This is a genomic window from Desulfatiglans sp. (assembly GCA_012513605.1).
Lineage (GTDB): Bacteria > Desulfobacterota > DSM-4660 > Desulfatiglandales > HGW-15 > JAAZBV01.
Genome location: JAAZBV010000073.1, coordinates 1 through 9,732, shown reverse-complemented (window position 1 = coordinate 9,732; position 9,732 = coordinate 1). Strand labels below are relative to the sequence as shown.

General features: G+C 38.1%; 6 protein-coding genes. All 6 read right to left on the bottom strand.

The genetic code is table 11. The features are described 5' to 3' along the window. Positions 1-434 (bottom strand): Fic family protein (locus GX654_09235; GenBank protein ID NLD37040.1); only part of this gene is annotated, 434 nt, incomplete at its 3' end. 271 nt (positions 435-705) lie between these two features. Further along, positions 706-1,167 carry a DNA-binding protein gene (locus tag GX654_09230; GenBank protein ID NLD37039.1) on the bottom strand — a complete coding sequence of 154 codons (462 nt, stop codon included), beginning with the start codon at positions 1,165-1,167 and terminating at the stop codon, positions 706-708. 205 nt (positions 1,168-1,372) lie between these two features. Beyond that, complete coding sequence (locus tag GX654_09225) at positions 1,373-2,137, bottom strand: DUF1829 domain-containing protein (protein NLD37038.1); 765 nt, start codon at positions 2,135-2,137, stop codon at positions 1,373-1,375. Then, positions 2,134-2,586, bottom strand: coding sequence for a hypothetical protein (locus GX654_09220; GenBank protein NLD37037.1), 453 nt, complete (start codon positions 2,584-2,586; stop codon positions 2,134-2,136). Before GX654_09220 ends, GX654_09225 begins: the two co-directional genes overlap by 4 nt. Positions 2,587-2,751: 165 nt before the next feature. Beyond that, the gene (locus tag GX654_09215) at positions 2,752-6,063 is read right to left on the bottom strand and encodes a hypothetical protein (GenBank protein ID NLD37036.1); all 3,312 of its coding nucleotides are present in this window, start codon (positions 6,061-6,063) and stop codon (positions 2,752-2,754) included. A 33-nt stretch (positions 6,064-6,096) separates the two neighbouring features. Beyond that, complete coding sequence (locus tag GX654_09210) at positions 6,097-9,459, bottom strand: NgoFVII family restriction endonuclease (protein ID NLD37035.1); 3,363 nt, start codon at positions 9,457-9,459, stop codon at positions 6,097-6,099. Positions 9,460-9,732 lie beyond the last annotated feature (273 nt).

Sequence of the window (9,732 nt, the reverse complement as noted above, 5' to 3'; positions counted from 1 at the left end):
CGTCCATCAGGGTATTTTTCGATAATATCTCCATCTTTTTCCTTGTATTTCCCTGCATCCCAAATCTTCCCACGTGCAAGTTTATGCAGCTTTAAAATAGTTTTTTCAGAGACAGGAAGCTTCTCTTTTTGATCATGAATCAATGCAAGTGCCTGCCTGTATCCTCTTATTTCCTCTTCATCCCTGTCTTTGAGTGCTGGTTTACCAAACAGGATAGTCCCTATCCTTGATTTGTCTGCTTCCACACCTTCAATTCGATTAGAGGATACAGCACTCTCAATAAGGGCATGTTCACGCAATACCTTAAGTCTTTGAGGCGATTGTCGTGTGAATAATTCCTGTCTTCCCTTTGATTCACTGATATCAGAAAGATACCAGGAGGTTATGGCTGGAATTGATTCAAATTTACGTGTAAACATTTTCATTGTCATCATGGCATCTTTTCTCCAATAAAGACTATCACAGTAGGTGCGTTAGATTAATAGCATCATATCGATAACTTTCCTTAAATTCTTCCTCCATAACCCGCGCCTTCCATTTCTCTTCAGCTCTCAAAAGGTTTTCCAGGTTGTTGCCGCCGTTCACAAATATAAGGTCAAACTCAAAATCAAGGCTCTGTAATTCTGTTTCTGAAAGACCTTTAACCTGTTATCTTTTATCCAGCTCAATTGATGTTTTGAGGATTATACCCATTTTACACATTCACTATATTTTATTTAGTTTTTTTTCATCTATTTCTAAAATAAGGTTAGCAAGCATACCACCTCTACTCGCACACCCTATAACAACCTTTTCAGCTAGCTCAATCATTAACCTGTTTCTTTTCTCAGCAGTTTTTGAAGTTACATATTCAATTTCTTTATCAAATGGAGTTACAATTAATAAGCGACCTTTATCGATTTCTTTTCTTAATTCAGGCTCAAATCTTTTTTTCATCCCGCGAGCCAAAGCCATAATCACAGGCTGCGTGCCTGCCAGCAGGTAATGAAAAACATCTTTTTCTATTTGTGAATGAAAGCCGCTTATAACACATGCGCCCTTATCGCGTTGTTCTATCGCCCAGTCATAACACTTTAATACAATGGAAGCAGGAATATCCCTGCTGCACAGGAATGCTGTTTTATGTAATTTCAGGATATCTCTATTTCCTAGTGATGCGACAATCATATTTACTACCTGAAAAGTAAAGGGTTATCCAAATTTTAAATTGTCGTTAAATATCAGGCAAAATCCCAAGAATTTTCTAAGATGTTTTCTGTCTACTTTACTGGCTACTTTTCTGGCTACTCTGCTTCTATTTGATGATCTATTCCTGTTCAGATAAAAATGAACAAACAGGTTTGCTAATAGTTACATAGCCCAGCATTTAAAACTAAGCTGCCAATACCTCCTGCACCTCGTTTCGGCGGCTCCATATAACAGGATTGACGTCATAATTTTTTAACGCGTCTATCACAGAAGCAGATGGTGTATGTTCAGTATCATTTAAGAAAACATATGCCATCGCATTTTCTGGTCTTACTGACTTTGTGTCAATCCATGAAAAGGCAACGCTTTGAGCAGTGTCACGACTTGGTTTATTAATTGTGTGAAGAATTCGCTCAGGCTGCTTTTTAGATGCTGGAATAACGAAATCAAACAAATGGTCATATCCGGTCTTACCGGTAAACTTTACCTTAGGAGTATAACGTATATCATTCAAATCTAGCCATGCTGTAACATCCTCAAGAAACAGGCTTGCCACCATAGGTACGGAAAGGTAAAAAAGATCATTTACTGCCAGTATAGCCTGTAACAGATTATGTTTTCTTAGTGGAAAATTTTCAGAAGAGGCACGCATAACCAATGCATTCTCTTCAAGTTTTGCACCAAAACCATTCAATGTAAGAGTTAACAAATCTCTTCTTTTTTTACTTTCTAACTCACAGCCAGATCTTTTCAAGTCATCAATTGTATAGCCGTCATCTGTAAGAATATAGCTGCCGTTATCCCGTCTGATATAAATTTGTATATAATCATTATGCCTGTCCAGATAAGGCGTAGTAATCTCCACCCAGTCATCAATCTTACGAAGGGCAGTCTTATCTTTTAGCCATGCCGTATATTGATCTAATAATATATGTATTTCATCAATCATGAAAATAGCCCTTTTTGGATATTTGGTGGTTGGACAATATTACAATAATCCATGAATTCCTGTAATGTCTGCCACATGTCCTTTGTATTTTTAAAATAATCACCAGGCACCGGCATCGCCCATTTGTCGCCATACCCTTCACGATAAAGGTGTAAATGAGGCGAAGGGATTTCGATGTCATCAGGGTTACGATGCGGTTGCCCCCCAAAGTCCAGCCTGACAAGTACAATTATCTGCCGTGCCCTGTTTTGATACGTTCCTTTTAAAAGGTCAATTTTCCCATATCTGCTGATATCCAGAAGAAAATTCTCTCTTTTATCTTCTGAAACCAAGGGGATGATTATTGAGCCCCCAAGACTTGGATAGTCCCATAACGTATCATCAACACGATATTTTTCCATCTTAATGAGTAAATCTGCTTCTGCCTGCGCAAGATTAATTTCTGCCATCTGAAGATCCCCATATACTGATAATCAAGACAAAACTCATAGAGGAAACATAATTTTGTATCACATAACGACAAAGTATATGATCTGAAAAAATATAAATCAATAAAATATAAGACCGGCCAGATTTAGGCCTAAACAGTTATTTACGTTTACTCAATCGTCCTTTTACTCCTCCTCTTCCCCACCCAGTTCCTTTCCCATGCGGTATTTGATGTCATAATTGATTATAAAATCCAGTTCTTCATGGGTGAAGCAGTAATGCTGTGCAAGTATTGTATCAATTTCATCTATGATGGGTTTTGATTTATTTATAATGAATGATTGTGTCTCAGTTGTTCCTTTGTTTTTTTGTTCTCTTATTAAAGGAATGCTATTTTTTTGAATATCCTCTAAATATTTATCAGCCAAATATAATAATTTATCACAAAGAAAAAGGTTTTCAGGAATAGTAAACTTTTGGATGTCAGTTGGATTCAGGTCTCTTAAGTTTGATGTAATTGTATACCAATACCAAAAAATATCTGAACTCAAACAAGCACAAATTATTTTTGAAATATTATCAGATTCAACTTTGAAATTTGTTTCTCGAGATGATGAACTTACGATCCCATTCAACTTGAAATATGGTGGAAAATTTGTAAATATTTTCCAGTAAAGTCCTCCTGTTGTCCGATAATAAACAGGTATGCCGTGTTTAGTTATGTTATATTCGAGTCTCTTATATTTTAGTAATTTCAAAAGTAAAGTCTCTTCAATTTGTTGTCCTAACTTTGGGACCCAAAATGATTTTCTTTTTTTATAAATTGAAGAATAAGATATTCTATCCATAAGAATATCTCTCGTATCACTTACCCATTTTTGATAATTTGTTGAGAATACTTTTAATATGTTATCGGTGTTTGCACAAAATATTGTTAAAGCTCTATTAACCGTGTCGAATAGCTTTCCTGGTCGCCATGCATAATTTGAATACCATACTGAATGGCTATCTTCTAGTAAACACTGAATACCAACCATACGCTGTGTCGAGACTATAGCAAGAGGAACTATCATGGAAATGTTCCCTTTGCTATTTAAAAGCGTGATACTTCTTTCAATGCAAAACACATGTACCGCTTTACTATCAGCCGTTTTATAACCATATAATTTGTAGTCTATTTGTGTTAATTCCAAATATGGGGGATTTCCAATAATAACATCAAATCCACCCTGTCCCTGTATGATCTCATAGAACTCAGCAAACCAGTGAAAGGGCTGGTGTGTGCCAAGCCACTGATTATAGCTGTAATCTTTGCTGTCATAATCTTTTTTATGAAGAAGTATGTTCAGTTCATTCCTGAGTTTACCGAGCCGATCATTTAAATCATCCTTTGCATACTTAAAATCATTTAATTCTGTTTTCCCCTTGAGCTGAATTTCTTTATATCTGGTAAAGGCACGGGCCACCATATTACAGTTTTCAAATATCTTCCCTTTATCATTACCGAAATCAATTCTTCCAAAAAATGCATCCTCTATCTGTTTTTGTGTTGCATAACCAACCAGCGTGTTTCCAGCCCGGATATTAAAATCCACATCAGGCAGAGGTTCCAGGCCAAGGTTAGGTTTGCGGTAGTCGGCATCCACTGTGGCAACCAGCTTCAGGAACAGCCGCAGCTTGGCTATTTCTACCGCCTCATTCATTATATCAACACCATATAGGTTGTTAAGGATGATGCTCTTGTAGATAAAGTACTGGAGGTTGAGATGTTCTGGAGCGGTTATATATACAAGACTCTTCTCAAAGAATATGTACTTACCTTTGTCTGATGCTGCAACAAAATCCTGCATCCTTTCAATAGCTGCCTCATACAGGGGTTCAAGGATATTAAGCGCTGCAAAAAGAAAAGCCCCTGATCCACAGGTGGGGTCAAGTATGGTCACACCGGACAATGCCTTATAGAAATGCTTTATAAATTCCGCATCTTCTGTGGTTTCAATCACATCCTGGGCAAACTGCCGGATATTGAGGTTATATGTGATAAAATCGTTTATATTCTTTATTTCGCCATTTTTTATCTTTGTCTTAATATCTTCATATCTTTTACGTCTTTCAATAACTTCTCTGTATATTTCAGTCGGCAGGGCGATATCCGATGGCGCCGGTTTGTTCCAATCCTTTCTTAGCTCATGTAGGTATGGCCCATCACCATCAACAACCTTTTTTTCAAGCTCAGGATCAAAGCCCTTTTTTATTTCATCCGGCAGGTCAGCAAAAATATTTTTATCTTCCGGAACACCATATTTTACCGCGTCATAGATATAGTCATCCCCGCTTTCGCGGACCATTTTCCATAACCATTCATCATCCTTAAAAGCTTTAGGATAATTCCGTTTAACCTCATCAAATAGCCACGGGATAATACAGTTTTTACTGATATAGTCTGTGATATCTTCTTTGGTGTAATAGGCCCCCATCTGGGCTCGGTCATTTATGTACTTCTCAAATATATAGCCGATAACGTCCGGGTTGATGTCGCGGCCGCTGGCAGCCTCACGTGTGTCAAGGTGCCATTCATATTCATCGAAAAAGTCAAAGAGTCTTTCAAATGCCTTGTCATCAATTTCTATATTTTTGAAGGCCTTTTCTATCTCATGTTCATCAAAAAGGCCGCCATTCAGATAGGGGACTCTTCCTATATCAACCTCCAGCTCTTTGCTTTTAATAGGAGCTCCTAAACCCTCATGGAATAATGCGAGAAGAAAATCCCTGTAAAAGGAATAGAATTTGTTTTTCCCTTTCTTTGTTTTGCAGGTAGCGAGTTTATCTTGAAGATAGTTCCTATTGTTATCGAGAAAACCTTTTTTCTGTATAAAATAACAGAACATCAGGCGATTGAGCATGAGGGAGGCGTACCATTCCATACTCACCCTGCTATCGATCCCATTGATAAATTTCAGAAAGGCAGTATGCTCTTTTTTGAAACCCTCATAGAATTTTTTAGTAACCTTTTCATTATTCTGCTGGAAATTCTCAGCTACACGTTTTGTGACATCTACTATGGTAATCTGTTCCTCTTCATCAAGTTTGAAAAAGAGGCCGCTTGCGCGCTGATACAAAAGCTCAGGGTCCTGATTTACAGCATAGCGTGTTTCGCTTAGCCTTGTTGGGGCTCCTGCCTTTCGGACTGCAAGCTGCCAAATCTGTTCTCTTTTTTCATCGTCAATAAAAATAAGAAGGTGTTCCTGAAAGAGTTTGGTCACTCTTCCTTCAATCTTTTTTCGTGTAGCCTTATCAGGCAGCTTCTTCCCATTATCAGGTGCACAGAGAAAAACCCTGAAACCACTTTTTTCTGCCACTCCAATCAGGTTATAAGTGTTTTCATCAACAATAATTGGCTGTTTAGCCCTATCATTATTCCAGCCCATGTCATTAAACAGTTCTCTGAATTGAAAACTCTTTATGTAGCTGGCAAATGCTCTTTTTGAGATGGACATGTCTTTTATTCTCTTTCAGCCTTAAATTTACTTTTACTCGATATTCCTTATACCCATAGAGCAGATAATTTGAGGGAGACGAGCTGTTACAGCTTCTCCATCTGTAATACAAAGTTTGTCATCATCGCGAAGGGATACAACAAGGCTTGCAAGGGTTTCGTCTGATATCCCTGCCTTCAATTGCCTGTTAAGTGTATCCCTTGCAAATTCCTTAAGAGGATACTTGAATATATCATCAACCGCCTTTTTCATCTCATTGGTAACAAAGAGTGTACCTTCATTCTCTTTAAGGTAGCGGTCCAGCCTCATATAGACGCGATACTTGACCCCTGTTTTTTTACCGAGTGAGCTTCCTGTGGCTACATCTTCTTTGGTTATGACATCCACAGCGTTCTTGACTATCTGGTGATGATCAGGGATTTTGAACCGTGGTTCTGTATTTTTTGAACATTCAGCAGCTTTCAGGATAGCCAGTTGAGACTGGGTGATCATTTTGCCCTGTGTACTCATCCATGCAAGCACATCATTATCATCAGCCGTCCTGGTGTAGACAATAACGCCTTCCTTGTCTTTTACAAAGGTATTACCCTTTGTCGCATAAACGACATTCGGTAGATCAGGCACTATTTTTAAGAGTGCTGGGTCATTATCTGTTGCATTCTTCCATATCTGATAGGCATAGGAGGCAAGATCGACTTCAGAATCATCTTCATCATCAAAAATGCCGGATTTCTCATTGTAAAGATCATGGATATTAACAGGGTCACCGTCAAAAAAAGTTTCATCTGAGCCAACTACCTCAGCATTCTGTTTTATCCGCTCCCTGAGCCGTCCCCTTAATCTGATTATATTCTCGATACCATCTTCAGGTAAAAATGAATAGCACAGGATTTTATCGGACTTTTGCCCGATTCTATCCACGCGCCCTGCTCTTTGAATGAGCCGGATGATAGCCCATGGCAAATCATAATTTAGGATAATGTGTGCATCCTGCAGGTTCTGCCCTTCGCTCAGCACATCAGTTGTTATAAGAACACGCAATTCATGTTCGGTTCCCTTAATGTGCTGTTTTTCATTGCTGAAAGGACTAAATCTGTGTGCATAGTGCGTTGGGTTTTCACTATCACCTGTAACACATTCAATACTTTTAACCCCTTTAGCTTTTAATTGTTCAAAAAGATAATTCGCGGTGTCGGCAAACTGAGTAAAAATGAGAATCTTGTCTTGCTTATGGGATTTATTGATCAGTTCATGAAGGGCTTTTAATTGTCTATCCTCTTCAGGATTCCAATCATGGGCAAGCGACAATATTTTTATGATTTCACGGCCATCATGAATTAATGATCTTTTCAAGTCAGGAACGAACAGCTCACTCCTTATCCACTCAAACCTTGTTTTGAATTTACCTGTATATAATTCATATACCTGATTTGCCCTTTTAAGATATTCCTCTTCATCAAGCATAAAGGTTATTATGCCATCATCTCCATTACTGTCTAAGTCGCTGTCTTCAAGATAATCATCCATATTTTCTATAATATTTTTACCAATTGGAAGAGGCAGGTTATTTTCAAGCGCATATACAAAAATAAAATTTCTTAAGATATGCCTTGAAAGAGAAAGGAGGAATGAATAACCGCTGCTTTCAAGCCGCTTGAAAAGATTAGTGCGGCAGAAACCCATAAGCCTTTTACCAGCCCTGGAAAGATTTGCAATGATCACTTCTTCATCTTTTGATCGTTTTACAGGACTTTTTTCATTAATGTAATTGCCAAGGCCATACCTTGCGAGTTCAAGACCGTTTATTGTAACTATAATCTGATCTGAATAGAGTTTGGCATATTGGTCCTTTTTGTTTTCAGGATCAAAGGCATATTCGACCTTTTTAGGCAAGCGATCAGGGAAATATGACCTTGACCCATCTGAAAAGGTCAGGTATTTCCGGCCATTTTCTTTATCTGTTACAGCATAGTTGTTTTTGATAAAACTTCTTGTCCTTCTTACAAGATACAGCCTCATCAACTCACGCCAGTCATCTGAGAAAGTGCTCTTTTCAAATGCCTTTATGCTGCGGATAAAGGTTTCTGTGTGCCTTGCGGCAAAATGCACCGGGCCTCCTGTGCTTTCGATATATCGTTCAGGGCTGATCCCCAGGTCTTTATCATCTGCAAGAAAAAGCCTGAGCTGATTTGAGAGATCAATATATGACTTGTTGTATGGTGTTGCGGAAAGTAGGATTACCTTGCTCTCATTTTCCTCTATATACGCCTTAATAGCGCGGTATCTGCTGCCATTATCATTCCGCATGTTATGGCTTTCATCAATCACAACAATGCGGTATCTTCGCAAATTCGGTAACTGCTTCTGAACCATACTCTGTGAGAGTACTTTGGCATGAAGCTGGTATTTATAGACATAGTCTTCCCACATCTCAACAATGTTTTTTGGGCAGATTATAAGAGTCTCAAGAAAGAAATCTTCTTCAAACATTTTGGCAAGTGCTGTAGCAGTTATTGTTTTACCTAGTCCTACAACATCTCCTATCATAACCCCGCCGCGTTTATGTAGATGATGTGCTGCAATTAATACAGCTTTCTGCTGGAAGTCCAATAATTCCTGCTGGAAGATTTTAGGAAGTTTAAATTCACTTATACCGGCGCGCGCCTCACGAGAGAGATGATAGGCTATCTTCAGGTATATATGATATGGCATAACCAGTCTGTCAGCAGCCCAGCTTTCATCTATTATCTGAATAAGTTCTTTGGTGATGTCTATACATTTGTTATCATTCCATCTGTCATCAAACCATTTAGAAAGTTTTAATGCAGCATCATGATCCATCACATCAATATTTAACTCCCCCTGTTTAGAGAGACCGGCTAGTGTGAGATTACTACTGCCCAGAAACCCTACAACAGGTATGCGTACATCATCACTATAAGCAAGATAAAGCTTTGCATGCAGGGGGTGTTTTAAATGGAGTTTAACTACCACCCTGTTTTCTTTTAATTGCCTGCTCAATTTTCTAAGGTATATTTCATCCCTTTCGCTTGGTGTACCTATGGTGAGTTGTTCTTTAAATTCAGCGGCTAGCCTTTTTTTTAGTTTAAGCATTTCTGCCTGATCGATGAGATAAGAATCATCATGAAGGAAGGACTCTTTAAGTATCTCAGCCGGTAATTTTTGCATGCCTACAAGTAATCGGCATACCCTATGCGTTTGATCTTCGCTCTCAGTAACCAGCATTCCATCTAAAGAGTCTATCTTATCAGCTATTTCATGCCAGCCCCTGAGATTAAAATAACCCACACAAAAATCACAGCGTTTTGAGAGATTTAATGTTTCTGTAAGACCTTTAGAAAGATGGTGTTCAATATTGTCGTAGATTCGAGGCATTTTCTAAATCCTAGTTGCACCAATTAAAAAATATTTTCAGATATATTTAGCATAAATTGGATAGTTTTATGATCGATTTGTTAATAGCAGAAAAGAAATCAATGAGCAAGAGAAGAATAGAAACAGGTTATGGGTTATGGGTGATGGGTAATAGATAAAGGAAAGGCAGAAAAAGATGGAGAGTTTTCTTAGTCTTTTTCTGGGTGCATTTTATAGCCTTTTTCTTTGTGCACAAAACCTATTATTAACTCTCATTTTCAATTTCATCACTCT